10 protein-coding genes are annotated in these 17501 nt (G+C 73.0%); 2 read left to right on the top strand and 8 right to left on the bottom strand.

Annotation, left to right across the window (positions count from 1 at the left end):
* Window positions 1-91 precede the first annotated feature (91 nt).
* Window positions 92-1933: a hypothetical protein gene (locus BJP25_RS17605; RefSeq protein ID WP_075976040.1), complete on the top strand. Its 1842-nt coding sequence runs from the start codon at window positions 92-94 to the stop codon at window positions 1931-1933.
* On the opposite strand, the gene efeB is transcribed toward BJP25_RS17605, so the two are convergent.
* The 3 genes from efeB to efeU are packed head-to-tail and all read right to left on the bottom strand — an operon-like array spanning window position 1930 to window position 5146.
* Window positions 1930-3168, bottom strand: coding sequence for an iron uptake transporter deferrochelatase/peroxidase subunit (gene efeB / locus BJP25_RS17600; protein WP_075976039.1), 1239 nt, complete (start codon window positions 3166-3168; stop codon window positions 1930-1932). The genes BJP25_RS17605 and efeB overlap by 4 nt on opposite strands.
* The gene (gene efeO, locus BJP25_RS17595; RefSeq protein WP_075976038.1) at window positions 3165-4301 is read right to left on the bottom strand and encodes an iron uptake system protein EfeO; all 1137 of its coding nucleotides are present in this window, start codon (window positions 4299-4301) and stop codon (window positions 3165-3167) included. Before efeO ends, efeB begins: the two co-directional genes overlap by 4 nt.
* Entirely contained in the window at window positions 4298-5146 is an 849-nt protein-coding gene (gene efeU / locus BJP25_RS17590) for an iron uptake transporter permease EfeU (protein WP_075976037.1), read from the bottom strand. Before efeU ends, efeO begins: the two co-directional genes overlap by 4 nt.
* Before the next feature lie 200 nt (window positions 5147-5346).
* On the opposite strand from efeU, the gene BJP25_RS35660 reads away from it, so the two are divergent.
* Window positions 5347-7140 (top strand): serine/threonine-protein kinase, encoded by a 1794-nt coding sequence (locus tag BJP25_RS35660; RefSeq protein ID WP_075976036.1) that lies wholly within the window; start codon window positions 5347-5349, stop codon window positions 7138-7140.
* A 44-nt stretch (window positions 7141-7184) separates the two neighbouring features.
* Here the strand turns inward: BJP25_RS35660 and BJP25_RS17580 are convergent, their stop codons facing one another.
* The 5 genes from BJP25_RS17580 to BJP25_RS17560 all read right to left on the bottom strand — a co-directional run bounded on the left by BJP25_RS17580 (window position 7185) and on the right by BJP25_RS17560 (window position 17280).
* A complete protein-coding gene (locus BJP25_RS17580) occupies window positions 7185-7550 on the bottom strand; it encodes an STAS domain-containing protein (RefSeq protein WP_158075674.1) in 366 nt (121 codons plus the stop codon).
* A gap of 73 nt (window positions 7551-7623) precedes the next feature.
* Window positions 7624-9573 (bottom strand): APC family permease, encoded by a 1950-nt coding sequence (locus BJP25_RS17575; RefSeq protein ID WP_075976035.1) that lies wholly within the window; start codon window positions 9571-9573, stop codon window positions 7624-7626.
* 381 nt (window positions 9574-9954) lie between these two features.
* Window positions 9955-15627 (bottom strand): pullulanase-type alpha-1,6-glucosidase, encoded by a 5673-nt coding sequence (pulA, locus tag BJP25_RS17570; protein WP_075976034.1) that lies wholly within the window; start codon window positions 15625-15627, stop codon window positions 9955-9957.
* Window positions 15600-16352: a hypothetical protein gene (locus BJP25_RS17565; RefSeq protein ID WP_233158130.1), complete on the bottom strand. Its 753-nt coding sequence runs from the start codon at window positions 16350-16352 to the stop codon at window positions 15600-15602. Before BJP25_RS17565 ends, pulA begins: the two co-directional genes overlap by 28 nt.
* 49 nt (window positions 16353-16401) lie before the next feature.
* Complete coding sequence (locus tag BJP25_RS17560) at window positions 16402-17280, bottom strand: hypothetical protein (protein ID WP_075976033.1); 879 nt, start codon at window positions 17278-17280, stop codon at window positions 16402-16404.
* Window positions 17281-17501: the final 221 nt, after the last annotated feature.

Below are 17501 nucleotides of genomic sequence, written 5' to 3'. Positions count from 1 at the left end.
CTGGCCAAGTACCGGTCAACGGCAAGCCAATAGCTGGACAGTCCGTTGCGACATCTGGCGGTTGACAGGTCCCCGAACCTAGCTTGGCGGCATGACGGCCACCGCTTCCCCCGACAGCGCGTCAGCCGGGTTCTCCCTGCTGGAGCTGATGCCCCAAGTCACCTGCACCCTGCTGCGCATCACCGGACCAGACCGCGACGTGGCGCTGGCGCGGCTGCACAGCTTCTTGGGAGAGTGCCTGCGCGACTGCGGCGGCGCCAACGACGCGGTGATCCTCTTCGAGGAGGACGGGAGTCGTGACGAAACCCTGACCGAGGTGCTGCGCGCCCACGGCGTCGAGTGGGTCCTTTGCGCCGCCCGCGGAGTGTTCCGCGACCCGCCGTGGGCGGGCGCGGACAGCCCCCGGCAGAACGTCGAGAACCAGCTCCTCGTGGCGCTGGCCGCGGACGACCTGGTGGCGCTGGTGGGCAAGGTGCCCACCGACGCGCAGTTGCGCCGCTGGATCGACAAGGGGTTGGCCCCCTTCCGCTTCGTCGATCCCGACGTGCTGCTGTCGACGTTCGACGGCAGGGGGCGGATGGTGTGGATGCGGGGGGTGCAGGCCCGTCGCGTGACCAAGCCGGACAGCAAGGTGCTGGGTGGGCAGGACGTCAAGCAGGTGCTCAACCCGCTCGACGACGGCTCGATGGCGCTCAGCTCGGCCCGGCTCGACTTCCAGCCGGAGGACGAGGACGCGCGGTTGCGCGACAACGTCATCGTGACCCCCGACGAGTCGCGCATCAGCTGGCGCCGGGCGGCGTCGATGGTCGATCTCATCGGCATCGTGGCCGAGGTGTTCGACCTGCTGCGCAAGGCGCTGGCGGGGTCAGAGCCCGGTCAGCCGTTCCCGATGCTGGCCACGCGGGAGCGCGACCTCACCCGCGTGCGCGACGCCTACGCGGTGCTGCTGCCCGCCTCGGGTGTCCTGGAGACGGAGCCGGGGACCGACGACTCCCTGGTCGAGCGGGTGGAGCGGCTGCTGGACGTCGTGCTCGACGTGCGGCCCCGGCAGGGGGCGGCGGTCGAGGTCGACGTGGGGTTCGGCGGCGCGTGCTGCGGGACGCTGCTGCTCACCCCCCGGCCCGGGCCAGGGGGGCTGGCGCTGGACGTGGGGATCGTGGCGGAGACCCACCCCGCCGACCTGCGCGAGATCCGCTCCGCCCTCGGTGACGGGGACTTGTTCGAGGTCCACTACGAGAGCGGGCACGTTTACCGCAACGGCACCGTGTACCGCGAGTCCCTGGTGACGGTGCCGTTCCGGAACTTCGACTGGCGTGACTTCGGCGTGTTCGACGTCGCGACGGAGAAGCCCAAGATCACCAGGGGCGGGCTCCAGGCCTCGATCGGGGAGGACGGGGACCGCTCGCTGTTCGCCTGGGTGGTGGAGAACTTCCGGCAGGGCTGGCTGCTGTGCGACGACGGGGCCGGGGAGGTGGCGGACTTCCTGCACTTGGACGACAAGGGCACGCTCCGGGTGATCCACGTGAAGCCAGCCCACACCAGGTCGACCGGGCGCGGGGTGGCGGCGGCGCGTTACGAGCAGGTCATCAGCCAGGCGCTGAAGAACCTGGGGTTCGTCGACGACGACCGGCTCATCGAGGAGCTGACGAGCCGCAAGCGGCCGCCGCGCGCGTGGCACGACGGGGCGGCCTCGACGGCGGCCGAGTTCATCGACCGGCTCGCCACGCGCGTGCGTTCGGATGAGACCTACGTGCTCATCGTCCAGCCGCACCTCAGGGAGAGCGTTCACGACGCGGCGCGGGCTGCCGTCGATGCGGGCAAGGTGACCAAGGACAGCGCCAACTTGGCTCTGCTCGACACCTTGCTGCTCGGTGCGCAGCGGACCGTGCAGACGCGGTGCACGGACCTGCGGGTGATCGGGTGCGCGGGTTAGGCGAAGAGGGACTGGCCCCAGTGCTCGCCGTCCTGGACGCCCGGGGGGACGGCGAAGTGGGCGGAGCCGTTGTGGACGATGTACTCCATCATGGCGTCGCGGGAGGACAGGGCCTGTTGCATGGGGACGAAGGCGGTGCGGGTGTCCCGGTTGAAGCAGAGGAAGAACAGGCCCGCGTCGAGGTGGCCGAGGCCGTCGGTGCCGTCGGTGAAGTTGTAGCCGCGGCGCAGGAGCTTGGCGCCGCGCAGGGATTCGGCGGCGGCGAGGCGGACGTGGGCGTCCTGGGCGATGAGGGGGACGCCGCCCGCGCCCTTGACGTGCAGGTCGACCGGGTCGAACTCCTGCTGCTGGCCGAGGGGGGCGCCGGTGCCCTTGGTGCGGCCGATGATCTGCTCCTGCTCGCGCAGCGGGGCGCGGTCCCAGGTCTCGATGTGCATGCGGATGCGGCGGGCCACCAGGTAGGTGCCGCCGACCATCCACTGCGGACCGTCGGCGGCGCTGACCCAGACGTGGTCGGCCAGGCCGGCGGGGTCCTCGGCCTTGAGGTTGTTGGTGCCGTCCTTGAAGCCGAAGAGGTTGCGCGGGGTGGCCTGGGTGGTGGAGGTGGAGGAGGTGCGGCCGAAGCCCAGCTGCGACCAGCGCACCGCCACCTTGCCGAAGCCCGCCCTGGCCAGGTTGCGGATGGCGTGCACGGCGACCTGGGGGTCGTCGGCGCAGGCCTGGACGCACAGGTCGCCGCCGGTGCGGCGGGGGTCGAGGTCGTCGCCGGGGAAGCGGGGCAGGTCGATGAGGGCCTCGGGGCGCCGGTCGGCCAGGCCGAAGCGGTCGTCGAACAGGCCGGGGCCGAAGCCGATCGTCAGGGTGAGCCCGGCGGCGGGCAGGTCCAGGGCCTCGCCGGTGTCCTTGGGAGCCGCGTCGGCGATGCCGCCCACCGCGCCGTCGGGGAACGCCTCCTCGCCGCGGGTCATCCGCTCGGCCATCGCCGTCCAGTCGCGCAGCAGCGCCACCAGTTCCGCGCGGCTGCGGGTGGTCACGTCGAAGGCCACGAAGTGCATGCGGTCCTGCGCGGGCGTGGTGATGCCCGCCTGGTGCTCGCCGCGGAAGGCCACCGGGGCCGGGGTGGGCGCCGGGTCGGTGCCACCGCCCGCCGTGGCCACCCCGGCGGCGGCGCCGACGCCCGCGGCGACCACGCCCGCACCCGCCATGCCGAACAACCGCCGCCGGGAGATGCTCACTTCTGCGCCACCACCTCGGCCACGCGGGAGATCGGCTCGCTGAGCGCGTCGACCGCCTCGGCGAAGGCCTTCTTCTCGGCGTCGGTCAGGTCGGTGTAGAGCTTGAAGCCCTCGCCCTGGCGCTGGGCGGCGAGCAGGTCGGTGACCGCGGCGAACTTCTCGTCCAGGGTGGTGGCCAGCGCCGGGTCCCGCTCGGTGATGACCGGGCGCAGCGAGGCGATCGCGGCCTGCGAACCCTCCACGTTGGCCTGGAAGTCCCACAGGTCGGTGTGCGAGAACGCGTCCTCCTCGCCGGTGATCTTGCCGGTGGCCACCTCGTCGAGCAGGCCCTTGGCGCCGTTGGCCAGGTCGAGCGGGGTGAACTCGACCGCCTTGGCCTTGGCGACGATCTCCGACACGTCCGCCCGCAGGGTGTCCGCGATCTGCCCGGAGTCCGCCTGGAGGCCGCTGACCCACAGGTCCTTCTCCAGGCGGTGGAACCCCGTCCACCGCTGCCCGGGCTCCAGGTCGGCCTCGCGGGCGTCGGTGCGCGGGTCGAGGTCGCCGAAGCTCTCCGCGACCGGCTCGATGCGCTCCCAGTAGGTGCGCGCGACCGGGAACAGGGCCTTGGCCTCGTCGACCTTGCCCGCCTTGACCGCCGCGACGAACTCCCCGGTCTTGGCGTCGAGGGCGTCGGCCTGGTTGGCGACGTAGGTCTTGTAGGACGACACCGCCTCGGCGAGCTTGGCGTCGTTGTCGACCTGCCGCGCCGCCCCGCCCTTGACGGTGAAGGCCGCGCGGATGCCGTCGCCGGTCATCCCCGGGCGGCAGGAGGTCTGGTAGGTGCCGCCGTCGGGCACCTCGACGATGAGCCGCCGGGTGAGCCCGGGGGAGATGTTCTCCACCTCGCCCATGATCCGGTCGCCCTCGGCGTAGAGGTAGAACTCGGTGACCCGCGAGCCCTTGTTCGACACCTCAAAGGTGATCTGCCCCGCGTCGGCCTCCGAGCGCGCCACGCCGCAGGCGTCGTCCTTGGCCTCGACGGCGATCGGCCCGCCCGCCGCGGCGGTGTCCCCGCCGCCGCTGCCGCACGCCGCCAGGGTGAGGGCGGCCGCGCCCACCAGGGCGGCTCTGAGGGTGGTGCTGGGGGTCACTGCTCGGCTCCTTGCGCTGCGGGGACGGCGGCCCGCGCCTGCTTGGCGGGCCAGAGGAAGGCGGTGAGGGTGATGGCGACGTAGGCCAGCCACGCGACGGCCTGCACGACGGTGGTGCGGGCCGAGTAGTTGAAGACGCCCTTGAGCAGGGCGCCGTACCAGGAGTCCTCGGGGACCGGCCCGGACAGGTCGAACGCCAGGGTGTCCAGGCCGGGGATGAACGCGGCCTCCTGCAGGTCGTGCAGCCCGTAGCCGAGCACGCCCGCGGCGACGAACACCAGCAGCACCCCGGTGACGGTGAAGAACCGGGTGAGGTCGATGCGCACCGCGCCGCGGTAGATCGCCCAGCCGAGCACGACCGCCACGGCGATGCCGATGACGAACCCGACCAGCGGCCCGGTGTTCTCCCTGGCCGACTCGGTGGCGGCGTAGAAGAACACCGCGGTCTCCAGGCCCTCGCGGCCCACCGACAGGAACGCCACGAGCGCGATCGCCAGCGGGCCGACGGCGATGGCCTGGTCGAGCTTGCCGCGCAGCTCGCCGGAGATGCGGCGCGCGGTGCTGCGCATCCAGAACACCATCCCGGTCACGAACGCGACCGCGACCAGCGACATCGTGCCGCCGAAGAGCTCCTGCTGCTCGAAGGACATCTGCGCGCTGGAGTAGGTCACCACGGCGCCGAAGGCCACCGACAGCAGCACGGCGCTCGCCACGCCCAGCCACACCCAGCGCAGCGCCGACCGGCGGTCGGTCTTGACCAGGTAGGCGACCAGGATGCTGACGACCAGGGCCGCCTCCAGCCCCTCGCGCAGCCCGATCAGCGCGTTGCTGAACACGTACTCCATGCCGCCGTCGCCACCCGTCCTCGTCCGCGGCCCGGCGAACGCCGAGCACCAGGAATTTAGGTAAGGCTCACTTGTGGTGTCCAGTCCCGATGTGGAATCGTGGCAATATTTGCCCTGTATGTCCGAGTTTGTCCGGGACGGCCGCGGCCCGGCGCCGCGGCGACTGGGTAACCTGCGGGGGAGGTCGGGAGGGGACGCGAGTGCGGACGAGCGAGGTCGGGGGCCCGGAGCGGATCGGCGGCTACGCCGTGCGCGCCCGGCTGGGCGAGGGCGCGATGGGCGCGGTGTTCCTGGCCACGTCCCCGGGCGGGCGGCGGGTGGCGATCAAGGTCGTGCACCCGGAGCTGGCCCGCGACCCCGGCTTCCGCGAGCGCTTCCGGCACGAGATCGCCAGCGTCCGCGCGGTCGGCGGGTTCTGGACCGCGGCCGTGGTCGACGCCGACCCCGACGCCCCGCTGCCCTGGCTGGCCACCGAGTACGTCCCCGGCCCCACCCTGGCCGACGCCGTCGAGCGGCACGGGCCGCTGCCCGAGGCCGCGCTGCTGCGGCTGGCCGCGGGCCTGGCCGAGGCCCTGGCCGCCATCCACGCCGCCGGGCTGCTGCACCGCGACCTCAAGCCGTCGAACGTGCTGCTCGCCGCCGACGGCCCCCGGGTCATCGACTTCGGCATCGCCAAGGCCGTGCACGACCGCGGCGGGGTCACCGGCACCGGCATGGTCGTGGGCACCCCCGGCTACCTGTCCCCGGAGCAGATCGAGGGCACCGAGGTCGGCCCGCCCAGCGACGTGTTCGCCCTCGGCTCGGTGCTGGTGCACGCGGCCACCGCCCGGGTCCCGTTCGGCGACACCAGCCTGGCCAACAGCCTCTACCGCATCGTCCACGGCCAGCCCGACCTCGACGGCGTGCCGCAGCGGGTGCGGGTGATCGCCGCGCGCTGCCTCAACCCGCGCCCCGAGCTGCGCCCGACCCCGGTCGACCTGCTGGAGGAGTTCGGCCACCCCGAGCACGCCGAGTGGCTGCCCGAGCCGGTGCGCGAGTTCGTCGAGGAGCACCGCACGCGCATGCTCGCCCCGATCCCCCGCCCGGCGACCAAGGCCCTGCCCGCGGACGACCCGCTGTCCGCGCCGGGTTCGACGGTCGACCTCACCCCGGGCCCGGTGGGGTACCGGGCGGGCGGGGCGACCGGGCTCGCGCCCCGGCCCACCCCCGCGCCCCAGCCCGCCCCGCGCCCCGCGCCGACCGGGGGCACGGAGTTCGGGGGGACGGTGCCGCCGGAGCAGTTGGACGACGGCGTGCAGCGCGGTGTGTACCCCGCGGCGTCCGCCCCGGCTCCCGCCGCTCCGTCGACCGGTGCGCGTCCTGCGCAGGCACCCGCCGCTCCGTCGACCGGCGCCACCCCGGCCGCCCCGGTCCCGGCCGCGCCGCCTGTGCGCTCGGTGGTCGAGGCGGCGAAGTCGGCGGTGGCCGACCGGCTGCCCGCGTTTTTCCGCGGCGAGCGCGCCCCGGGCCGCACGACGTTCCAGAGCGGCCGCGTCCGCGCGCTGGTGGGCTCGGCCCTGTGGGGCGTCGGCGCCCTCGTCCTGCTCGGCTGGGCCGCGGCGGCCGGCCGCGCCGAACCCCGCCAGGTCGGCGTGGCCCTGCTGCTCGCCCTCGGCGCGGGCGTGCTGGCCCTGCGCGCGCTGTGGGCGAGCATCCGCCCCCGCACCACCGTCGAGGTCACCAGCCGCGGCATCGAGGTCACCCGCTCCGGCCGCCGCACCCGCGTCGAGTGGACCCAGCTCGCCAAGGTCCGCGTCACCGGCCCCGCCGCGGGCCACCCCTGGCTCGTCGTCGTCCCCCGCCCCGGCACCGCCCTGCCCGGCACCCCCGACAAGCCCCTCCGCCTGGCCCCCATCGGTCAGTGGCGGGGCAACCGCAACCGCACCCGCGACGTCGAGGACCTCCGCGCTGCCCTCGCCTGGCACGGCGGCTTCATCTACGACCCCGCCCGCTGACCTCCGCCGCCTGGCCCCCGCGGACAACCGGCAGTGCCCGGGGCTCAGGTGCCGGTGGTGCCCTCGTCGGCAGGTGAGGTGGCGGAGGTGGTCTGGGGGCCGAAGAGGTGGGAGATGCCCGTGATCTCCATGACCCGCGCCAGGTTGGGCTCGACGGCCGTCAGCGCGATGCGGGCACCGGCCCGGTCCACCTTGCGGTGGGCGGCGATGAGGGTGGACAGGCCGGTGGAGTCGCAGAACTCCAGGTGGCCGAGGTCGAGGGTGAGGGTGTCGCCCGCGTCGAGGTGCAGGTCGGTGAGGACCTGCTCCAGCTCGGTGGCGTTGGTGTAGTCGAGGTCGCCGGTGACCACCAGGTGGTGGCCACCGGTGCGCTGGTCGTGGTCGATCGTCAGGGGCCTCTCGGGGATCACGGGGTGCACGCTCCTCGTCCTCGCTCGCGACCGGGACGTACCCTGCGGGCGGTGCCGTCACACAACCCGCAGGTCAGCCGCCCACGTGGATGCCCGGCCTGCGGTCGGGGTCGGGCTCGACCGAGCGGATGATCTCGCGGACGACCGGGGCGGTGTCGCCCTGGCCGAGCAGCAGGTAGCGGAACAGGTGGCCCAGCGGGTTGCCCTCCGACCACTCGAAGTAGCAGTGCGGGCGCACCCCGGTGGCGTCGCGCAGGGCGAGCAGGACCGCGGCGATGGCGTTGGGGGCGGCGGGGCTGGTCGCGCGCAGCACGCGGTGGCCGTCGACCTCCACCCCGCGCACCCGCAGCACCTCGGAGAAGTCCGAGGGGTCGTCGACGTCGATCTCCAGGAACACCACGTCGGCGCGGCCGGGTACGGGGTTCATCGCCCGCTGCGCCGCCTCCTTGTCCGCGTACTCCTCGGCGTCGCCCGCCTGCCGCTTGTTCGCGATGACGTCGAGCGCGCCGTCGAAGGCCAGCGAGTCGGTCACCCAGCGCCGGGCCACCTCGTCGAACTCCACGTGGTCGGCGCGCAGCTCGGTGGTCCTGGTCACCCGCGACACCAGCGACACCACCACGATCCCCGCGATGAACACCGCTGAGATCGCGATGCCGTCCGGCTTCTCCACCACGTTGGCGACCAGCGCGTACAGCAGCACGAGCACCAGCACCGAGAACCCGATGACGGCCGGGGTGCGCTTGCGGCGGACGGCGGAGACGGTGACGGCGAACGCGCCAGAGACCATCATCGCCAGGATGCCGGTGGCGTAGGCGCCCGCCTGGGCGTTGACGTCGGCGCCGAAGGCGATGGTGATGCCGATGCTGATGGCGGTGTAGACGAGCACCACCGGCCGCACCGCGCGCGCCCACTCCGGCGCCATGCCGTACCCGGGCAGGTAGCGCGGCACGATGTTGATCAGCCCCGCCATCGCCGACGCGCCCGCGAACCACAGGATCAGCACGCTGCTGATGTCGTAGGCGGTGCCGAACGCCGAACCCAGTTCGGCGTGCGCGAGGTAGGCCAGGGCGCGCCCGTTGGCCTCGCCGCCGGGCTCGAACTCCTCGGCCGGGATGAGCACCGTGGTGATGAAGCTCGTCGCCACCAGGTACACGGACATGATGAGCGCCGCGGCGGTGAGCAGCTTGCGGGTGTTGCGGATCCTGCCCTCGTCACCGTCGCCCTTGACCAGCGGCATCATGCTGACGCCGGTCTCGAACCCGGACAGCCCCAGCACCAGCAGCGGGAAGGCCAGCACGGTCGGCCCGAACACCCCGGGCCCGTCGACCACGCCGTCCCACCACCGCGACAGCAGCTCGGGGGTGCCCACCAGCTCCACCACGCCCGCCACCACGACGGCGGCGTTGAGCGCCAGGAACACGGCCACCAGCGGGATCGCCACCGACACCGCCTCGCTGAACCCCAGGAGGAACACGCCCCCGAGGATCAGCAGCAGCACGGTGGTCACGATGACCTCGTGCCCGTGCAGGAACGACGGGAACACCGGGTTCTCCACCATGTGCACCGTCGCGTCCGCCGCCGACAGCGTGATGGTGATGATCCAGCTCGTCGCCACGAACCCCAGCAGCACCAGCACGAAGACCTTGCCCCGCCAGAACGGCAGCAGGTCCTCCAGCATCGCCACCGACCCCTGCCCGTGCGGCGACTCCTTGGCCACCCTGCGGTACATGGGCAGCATCCCGAACAGCGTCAGCGCCACGATCAGCAGCGTCGCCAGCGGGCTGAGCGCGCCAGCGGCCAGTGCGGCGATGGCGGGCAGGTAGGACAGGGTGGAGAAGTAGTCCACCCCGGTCAGGCACATGACCTTCCACCACGGCTGCGGGTCGCCGTGGCCCTCCTCCGAGGCGCGCCCCGGGCGCTGCACCTGGTGCTTGAGCAACCAGGCGCCCAAGCGGCCGCGCGGGGGCGGCGTGGAGGGCGTCTCCACGCGCTCGGGGAGCACGAACTCCGACGTATCACTCATTCCGGGCATCCTGGGGTGGGTGGGGTGTCTGCGCTGTTGAGGATGCCGCATGGTGCGGGCCGGTGCGTGACGAACGCGCTGGGCTGTGGATGAGTTGGGGGGCTGTGGACAACTCGAAGGCGTTCAAGATCAAAAGAACCGGTCGTGTGATGGCTGGCTCGATGCGGTGGTCTCGTTTGGCCGGGGCCCCTGCGGCGATCATGTGCTCGGGGTGGGGAAAAGGTGAGGCCTGCGGCCCCACCCCCCGCCGTGGGTAGCACATGATCGCCTTCCCCAGCCAAACAAGACCACCGCATCGAGCACTCCCGTAGCCGGGCTGCCTGCTGCGTAGGTGGTGGCGTTGTATTCAGGGCTCGCACATCGGGAGTGGGTGTGGGTGGGTCAGCGGGTGAGGACGACCACCGAGCGGGCGGGGACGGTGGCGGTGGTGGGGGTGAGGACGGTCGTCCTGGCGTCGGTGCTGTCGGGGTGGGGGGTCCAGTCCGGGGTGGGGAGTTGGACCGTCTTGGTGGTGGGGAAGGGGTTGATGATGACCACGATGCCCTGGCGGGCGGGGTCGGTGTCCGGGCCCCGGGTGTCGTCGAGGTGGGCGACGACCAGGCCCTGTTCCGCGTTCGGGAACGACAGCTTGGTCTGCACCAGGGCCGGGTCGTTCAGGGTGAACAGCGGGGAGGACTTGCGGATGCGCAGCAGTTCCAGGGTGTTGTCGAAGGACTTGCGCATGTCCTGGGGGGTCGGCTTCAGCGTGGCGTCGGCCAAGGCGGGGGACATGAAGGTCCACTTGGCGGAGTTGTCCGCCGCTGGGGGCAGGCCCCGGGCGAAGCCGTTGTCGCGCAGGGTGGGGTCGTAGGGGTTGAACCAGTCGCCGGAGTTGTAGCTGTTGCGGTCGAGGGACTTGGAGCGCAGGAACTCGGTGCCCGCGAGCATGAACGGCTGGCCCTGGCCGAGCAGGATGGGGGCGTGGGCGATGTTCTGCATGCGGATGCGGTCGGCCATGGCCGTGCCCGGGGGCAGCTTGAGGGCCAAGGCGTCGAACAGGGTTTCGTTGTCGTGGGCGTCGGCGTAGGCGATCTCGTCGGCCGGGGTGCCCGTGTAGCCCGCGGGGGAACCGTTGTACTGGATGTCCTTGCCCGCCTTGACGCCCTGGGAGGACTGGAAGGTGTAGTCGGCCAGGTTGCCCGCCATCCCGAGCTTGACCAGGTCGGTGTAGTTGGGCAGGCGGGAGTCCGGGGTCGAGCCGACGCCGTTGTAGGCGCCCGCCAGGCCGGAGGCGAGGCCCTGGACGCGGGGGTCGTCGTCGAAGGGGCCGCCGCCGCGGATCGCGTCGCGGCCGCGGTCGGAGAAGGTGCCGATGCCCGTGCCGCGCATGTTCTGCTGCGTGGCCTGCACGAAGCGGGCGCCGCCCGCGACCTCCCCGAAGTCCCAGCCCTCGCCGTAGAGGCGCACGGACCTGCCGTCCACGCCGTCGCGCTCGACGGTCAGCGCGTCGAGGGCGGCCCGCACGGCGAGGATGTTGGCCTTGGGGTGGTGGCCCATCAGGTCGAAGCGGAAGCCGTCGACCTTGTACGCCTTGGCCCAGTGCACGACCGAGTCCACCACGAGCTTGCCCATCATCGCGTTCTCGGTCGCGGTGTTGGCGCAGCAGGTGGAGTTGGCGACCGTGCCGTCAGCGTTGAGGCGCTGGTAGTAGCCGGGAACGACCTTGTCCAGCACGGAGTTCGGCGCGTCGCCGGAGGCGGTGGTGTGGTTGTACACCACGTCCAGCACCACCCGGTTGCCGTTCTCGTGCAGCGACTTCACCATCTCCCGGTACTCGCGGGAGCGGGCGGCGCCGGTCTGGTCGGCGTCGACGGCGTAGGAGCCCTCGGGGACGTCGTAGTGCAGCGGGTCGTAGCCCCAGTTGAACGCGTCCTTGTCCGCGACCGCCTGCACGCAGGCCTGCTGCTCCTGCGAGTCCGCGGGCAGCGCGGCCAGGTCGCAGCCCGGCGCCGACTGGTCCGCGCGGCGCTCGGGGATCGAGGCGATGTCGAAGGTCGGCAGCAGGTGGACGGTGTCCATGCCCGCCTCGGCGAGCGCGCGCAGGTGCCGCATCCCCGCCGAGTCGCGGTGGGTGAACGCCTTGTAGGTGCCGCGCTCGGCCGCCGGGACGGTCGGGTCGCCCGCGGAGAAGTCGCGCACGTGCAGCTCGGTGATGCCGTGCTCGGTGGGGTCGGCGCCCAGCCCGCGCGCGACCTCGCGGTCCCAGCCCGCCGGGGTGGCGGCGGGCTCGCGCAGGTCGGTGAACTGCGAGTGCGTCGAGCCCACGGACAGCGCCACCGAGTACGGGTCGGTCACCACGACCGTCCGCGCCTTGCCCTCGCTGACCGACCAGCCGGTGACCTCGTACTGGTAGTACCGGCCGCGCCAGTCGCCGGTGCCGCTCCACGCGCCCGTGCGGTCGTCGCGGCGCAGGTCGACGACCTGGCGGGGGTTCGCGGTGGGGGAGTCGAACAGCCGCAGCCGCACCTTCTGGGCGGTCGGCGCCCACAGGCGGGCCGTGACCCGGGTGCCCTGGACCTCCGGCCGGTAGGACAGCTTCGCCGCCTCCGCCGCGTACCGGTCGTCCAGGGCGCCCGCGAGCTGGGTGCCGGTGGCGTGCCGCAGGCCGCCGTTGGAGTCGACGTGGACGGCCACCTGCTGCGCGCGCAGCGCCTCGTCCACCCGGCCCGCGTCGGCCGGTCGGACGGTGAACGCGGGCTTGCCCGCCAGGTGCGGGAACTTCGCCGCGAGGTCACCGGCCAGCGCGCCGGACGGGGTCAGCCGCAGCACCTTGCCGCCCTGGACCTGCCCGCCCACCACGGCGATCCCGCCCGCGGGGTCGTAGCGCACCTGGTAGCCGTCGGAGGCGACCGCGGGGACGTCCCAGACGAGCTTGTCCTTGCTGACCCAGATCGCCTTGGCCTTGGTGAGGTCGGCGTCGGCGGCGGGGGCGGCCGAGGGCGGCAGCACGTAGGAGGCCGACCCGTCCTGCTTGGCCGAGCCGGAGACGAACCACACCTCGTGCCCGGTGCCCGACACGTCGAGGAACTGGTCGTTGCCCGGGTCCTTGGTGTCGCCCTTGTGGATGATGTTGCTCAGCCCCGCCGCGCCCGGCGCCAGCGGCACCGACCAGGTGACGCCGAAGCCGTCGCGGGCGTCCGGTTGCCGCGACTGCGTCCAGCTCGGGCTGGGCTCCAACGAGCCCGTCCAGTGGTATAGCACCCAGTCGGCGTAGTCGCCGTCCGGGCGGTGGTAGTGGATGACGGCCTTGTTCTCCGCACCCGCGCGCGAGGCGGAGACCACGCCGTCCTTGACCCACGCGGAACCGCCGGTGAGCTTGCCGGTGGCCAGGGCGGTCGACCCGTTGACGACGGAGAAGTCCAGTGGCACCACAGTGGTCGGGATGGTGGCCACGCCGCCGAAGTCGTCCCCGGCCAACGGGTAGTCCTGCCCGCCCGCGCGCACGGCGATCCCGGCGTAGTTGCCGTCGGTGCGCTGCACGTGAACCTTCGCCTGACCGGTGGCGGCCACCTCCGTGGCGAACACGTCCGTGGCACCCTGCTTCAACCACGCCTGGGGTGTCACCGAGGGGTCGATGAACCGGTCGCCGCCGTCCTTCTCGTCGCCCTTGTGCGTGATGACCCCGACCTGCTTGGCGCCGGGCTTGAGCTTCACCCACGCGAACCGGCCGTAGGGGGTCTCCCCCGCGAACGGCAGCGGCGAGGCCCAGTCGGTCGGCGTCTCCACGTCGCCCCAGACGTGCACGCCCCACCCGTCGTAGTCACCGCCGGGGCGGTTGTAGTGCACCACGAGCCAGTCCGGGCTCTGCCCTGCGCCGGGCTCCTGCACGGGCGGCGCCGCGACGAGGGTGATGGTGGCGCCGTCCGCGCTGAGCTGGTTGTCACCGTTCTTGCTGACGACCCGCAGCTCCAGCTTCTTGCCCACCGCGGCGCCCGGCACCGTGGACAGGTCCGCGTATACCCGGTAGGGCGCGGTGTCGTCGGTGCCGAGGATCGTCCAGTCGCGGCTGCCCTGCACCCGCGCGGCGAACGTCGCCTGGGCGAAGGGGGTGGTGATGCCGTCCGCCTTCACCTCGACGCGCGTGTCCAGCGCGGTACCCGCCGCCGGGGCGACCAGGGTCGGGTTCTGGACCGTCGCGCGCGGGCGGTCGGTGGCGGCCAGCGACACCAGGGACAGCGCGGGGATGGTGACGCGCACCTTGCCGTCCTGCCCCGCGGTCGGGCCGCTGCCCTGGGCCGGGAACTCGGTGCGGTAGCGGGTGCCGGGCCCCGCCGCCGGGACGTCGACGGTGACGGGGGTGGCGCCCGCGTTGGCGACCACGAGGTGCTCGCGCTGGTCGCGGGCGGTGGTGCGGCTGAACGCCAGGACGTTGCCCTCGCTGTAGCGCAGCGCCTGGTTGCCCTTGGCCCACACCTGGTCGCGGTCGACGAACCGGGCGAGGTCGGCCAGTTGGCGGTAGAGCGGGTGGGCGGTGTTGAAGTTGTCCACGGCGCCGGTGCGGTCGCTGCCGATGAAGCGCTCGGCGGCGTACTCCGGGGTCTTGCTGGCGAACATGTCCTGCCGGGCGAGCTTGTCCCCGCCCGACCCCGCGAAGCCCTGCTCGTCGCCGTAGTAGACGACGGGGTTGCCGCGCCACAGGTACATCAGCGCGTTGCCCAGCTTGAGCCGGTCCAGCAGCTCGGACTCGGGGACCCCCGCCTGGCGCAGCATCCACGACATCCGGCCCATGTCGTGGTTGCCCAGGAAGGTCGGCAGCGACGAGGCGTTGGAGTCGGCGTCGGTGTAGCGGTCGTCCTCGGTGATGACCTCGCCCAGGCGCGCGGCGCCCTTGCCCGACAGCAGCTCCAGCGCGCCGCTCTGGAACGGGAAGTCCAGCGAGGCCTGCATGCGCCCGGTGGTGGTGTAGGCGGAGGTGAGCGAGGTGTCGGAGGAGTAGACCTCGCCGAAGACGAAGAAGTCCCGCTTGCCCCGGCGCTCGGCGTACTGCTGCACGTGCGGCGCAAGCGCTTGCCAGAACTCCATGTTGACGTGCTTGACGGTGTCGACCCGGTACCCGTCGATGTCGAGGGTGTCGATCCAGCTGGTGAAGATGCGCTGCATGCCCTCGACGACCCTGGGGTCCTCGGTCATCAGGTCGTCGAGGCCGGAGAAGTCGCCGTACTCGGTGGACTCGCCGCTGAAGGTCGAGTCGCCGCGGTTGTGGTAGAGCGCCGGGTCGTTGAGCCAGTCCGGCACCTTGCGCGGCTTGCCCGCCGGGACGACCGGGGTGTAGGGGAACGACTTCTGGGCGTCGAGCCGGGGGAAGTCCCGCTGCCCGGCCTTCGCCTTGATGTCGACGACGTTGCCCTGCGCGTCGAGGTAGGGCACGGCCCCGGTGGAGACGTAGTCGTGCTTGCCCTCGGCGTAGTCGATGACGTCCGCGGTGTGGTTGGCGACGATGTCGAAGAAGACCTTGATGCCGCGCCGGTGCGCGTCGCGGATGAGCCCCTGCATGTCGGCGGTCGTGCCGAAGTGCGGGTCGAACCGGGTGAAGTCGGTCGTCCAGTAGCCGTGGTAGCCCGCCGAGGCGTCCGCGCCCGAGCCCTGCACCCACTGGTTCGCGAACATGGGGGTCATCCAGATCGCGGTGATCCCCATGCCGTCGAGGTAGTCCAGCTTGCCGCGCAACCCGGCGAGGTCACCACCGTGGTAGAACCCCTTGTCGGTGGGGTCGAACCCGGTGGTGAGCCGGTCGGTGCTCGGGCTGCCGCCGCGGTCGTTGCGGGGGTCGCCGTTGGCGAACCGGTCCGGCATCACGAAGTAGAACCGCTCCCCGGCCACGTCCTCGCGCAGCGCGTCCCCGGCCAGCTGCCGGTCCTGCGGCCGCGTCCCCGGCGCCACGTCGAGCACCTCCCCGACCGCCAACCGGGTGCCCGGGCCCGCGGCCGCCGCGGGCTGCGCCGCCGCGGGCAGGGCGGGGGCGACCAGCGCGGTGGCCAGGATCGTCGTCAGCGCGACGCGCCAACCTCGGGCCATGACGACCTCCTCGTCGTGCTGTGGTCCGAGCACAACACCACGAGGCGGTGGTGGGGGAAAGGTCCGTTCGGCTGCTTTCCTCCCCCACCGCGGCGGCAACCCCGGCCCCGGGGCGGGGCGGCCGGGTCACGGGTCGAGGCCGAGCCTGGCCAGCTCCTCGGCGGCGAGGCGGTCCACGGCGTCGGCGTCGCCGCGGCGCCAGCCGGTCGCCAGGGACTCCGAGCGGGCGAGGCGGGGCAGGGGGTGGTGACCAGGGCGCGCAGGGCCAGCAGGTCGCGGCCCTCGTCGCCCGCGTCGCGCAGGCGGGTGGCGGCGGTGGCCTCGCGGGTGAAGCGGTAGCGGCGGGGGAGCCAGACGATGAGCAGGAAGGCGGCGGGGACGGCGATGAGCGCGATGAAGACCCAGAGCGCCAGGCTCTCCACCGCGTCGACCTGCCATTGCCCCGCGGCGATGAGCTTGTCGCCCGCGCCCGCGCCGCCGTTGAGCGCGCCCGCCAGGTCGTCGCCGACCAGGGGGACGCCGGAGGCCTTGGACGCCGCGCTGGTGAACGTGTCGCGCAGGCCGGTGCCCGCGGTGCGCAACCCCTCGCCGGGGCCGCGCAGCTCCAGGATCGTCGCCCGGACCTCGCGGGCCAGCAGGACGGCCAGCAGGAGCAGCAGCACCGCCACCAGGTCGCCCACGGCTTGCCGGGTGCGGCGGGTCGGGTGGTCCGCGTAGAGCCTCATGCGGGGTGAGGTACCTCGCCGGACCACCCGCCGGTTGCGCCTTTCGGCGTCAGTTCGACGCCTTCCTGCGGCGGGTCACCAGCAGCGCGATGCCACCGCCCACCAGCAGCACGGCCGCGCCCACGGCGATCGGCACGAAGGTCGACCCGCCGCCGCCCCCGGTCGTGCCCGCGACCTGGATCAGCGGGCCCTGGGAGGCGCTCGGCGGGCTGACGGTGGTGGCCACCGGGGCAGTGGTGGCGGTAGCCGCGGGAGCGGTGGTGGCCACGGCTTCGGGCGACCCGCCGCCGGTGGGGCTCCCGGTGCCCGCGGGCGCTTGCGGGAGCGCGTTGCCGCCCGCGGCCTTGGCGCACGTCACGCGTCCGAGGACGATCTCGCCCTTGTCCACCTTGCCCACCGGGCTGTTCACGGTGACGCGCAGCGCGGTGATCGTCAGGACCCCCTCGGGGGTGGTGGTCTGCTCGTCCACGACCACCGTGGTGGGGCCGAGGGTGAGCGTGCCCTTGGCGTCCGCGGGCAGCGCTTGGCCCGCGACGGTCACGTCTTGCAGGCTGGTCCTGCCGTTCACCACCTTTCCGTCCGTGGCGCACGTTGCGTTGACCGACCCGGCCCGCACCACGCCGAGCACGTCCGCGCCGCCCAGGCCCGCCGAGCTGATCAGGGCGAGGCCGCGCTGGTCGGCGGAGGCGGACACCGCGGCGGCGGTGATCCCCTGCGGCGCGAGGTCGGCGCTGGCGTTCGGCGTGCCCGGGTGCGACGCCGCGGGCGCGGGGCCGATCGCCAGCGGACCCCCGGCCCCCGCACCGCTCACCTGCACGGCGAACGCACTGCCGGTGGGACCCGCCTGCGCCGCCGAGGCGGGGGCGCTGAGGGCGAGCAGGGCGGTGGCGCCGGTGGCGACGCCGAGGAGCAGGCGGGGAGCGCGCACGGGTCCATCTCCAGTCCGGGGGTGGGGGAGGGCCAGCATGGACCGGGTGGGTGGGGGGCTGCAAGCGGCTGGAATCGTTCTGGCGCAGGGGGTTGGGGGTGTGGGGGCGGTTCCGCTCAGGGGGTGTGCACGGGGGTGGGGTGGGGTTGCGGCGAGGTGATGAAAAACCGTCCGTACCGAACTGTGTGGTTTGGGTCACGTTGCTTGGGTGGGGGCATCGG

The sequence above is a fragment of the Actinokineospora bangkokensis genome (genome assembly GCF_001940455.1).
Taxonomy (GTDB): domain Bacteria; phylum Actinomycetota; class Actinomycetes; order Mycobacteriales; family Pseudonocardiaceae; genus Actinokineospora; species Actinokineospora bangkokensis.
This window is presented reverse-complemented; position numbering and strand designations above follow the sequence as displayed.

Bases quoted from the DNA above. Each gene is read 5' to 3' on its own strand.
- pulA (WP_075976034.1), bottom strand. From the start codon at position 15,627: ATGGCCCGAGGTTGGCGCGTCGCGCTGACGACGATCCTGGCCACCGCG.
- efeU (WP_075976037.1), bottom strand. From the start codon at position 5,146: ATGGAGTACGTGTTCAGCAACGCGCTGATCGGGCTGCGCGAGGGGCTG.
- BJP25_RS17575 (WP_075976035.1), bottom strand. From the start codon at position 9,573: ATGAGTGATACGTCGGAGTTCGTGCTCCCCGAGCGCGTGGAGACGCCC.
- BJP25_RS17605 (WP_075976040.1), top strand. From the start codon at position 92: ATGACGGCCACCGCTTCCCCCGACAGCGCGTCAGCCGGGTTCTCCCTG.
- BJP25_RS17565 (WP_233158130.1), bottom strand. From the start codon at position 16,352: ATGAGGCTCTACGCGGACCACCCGACCCGCCGCACCCGGCAAGCCGTG.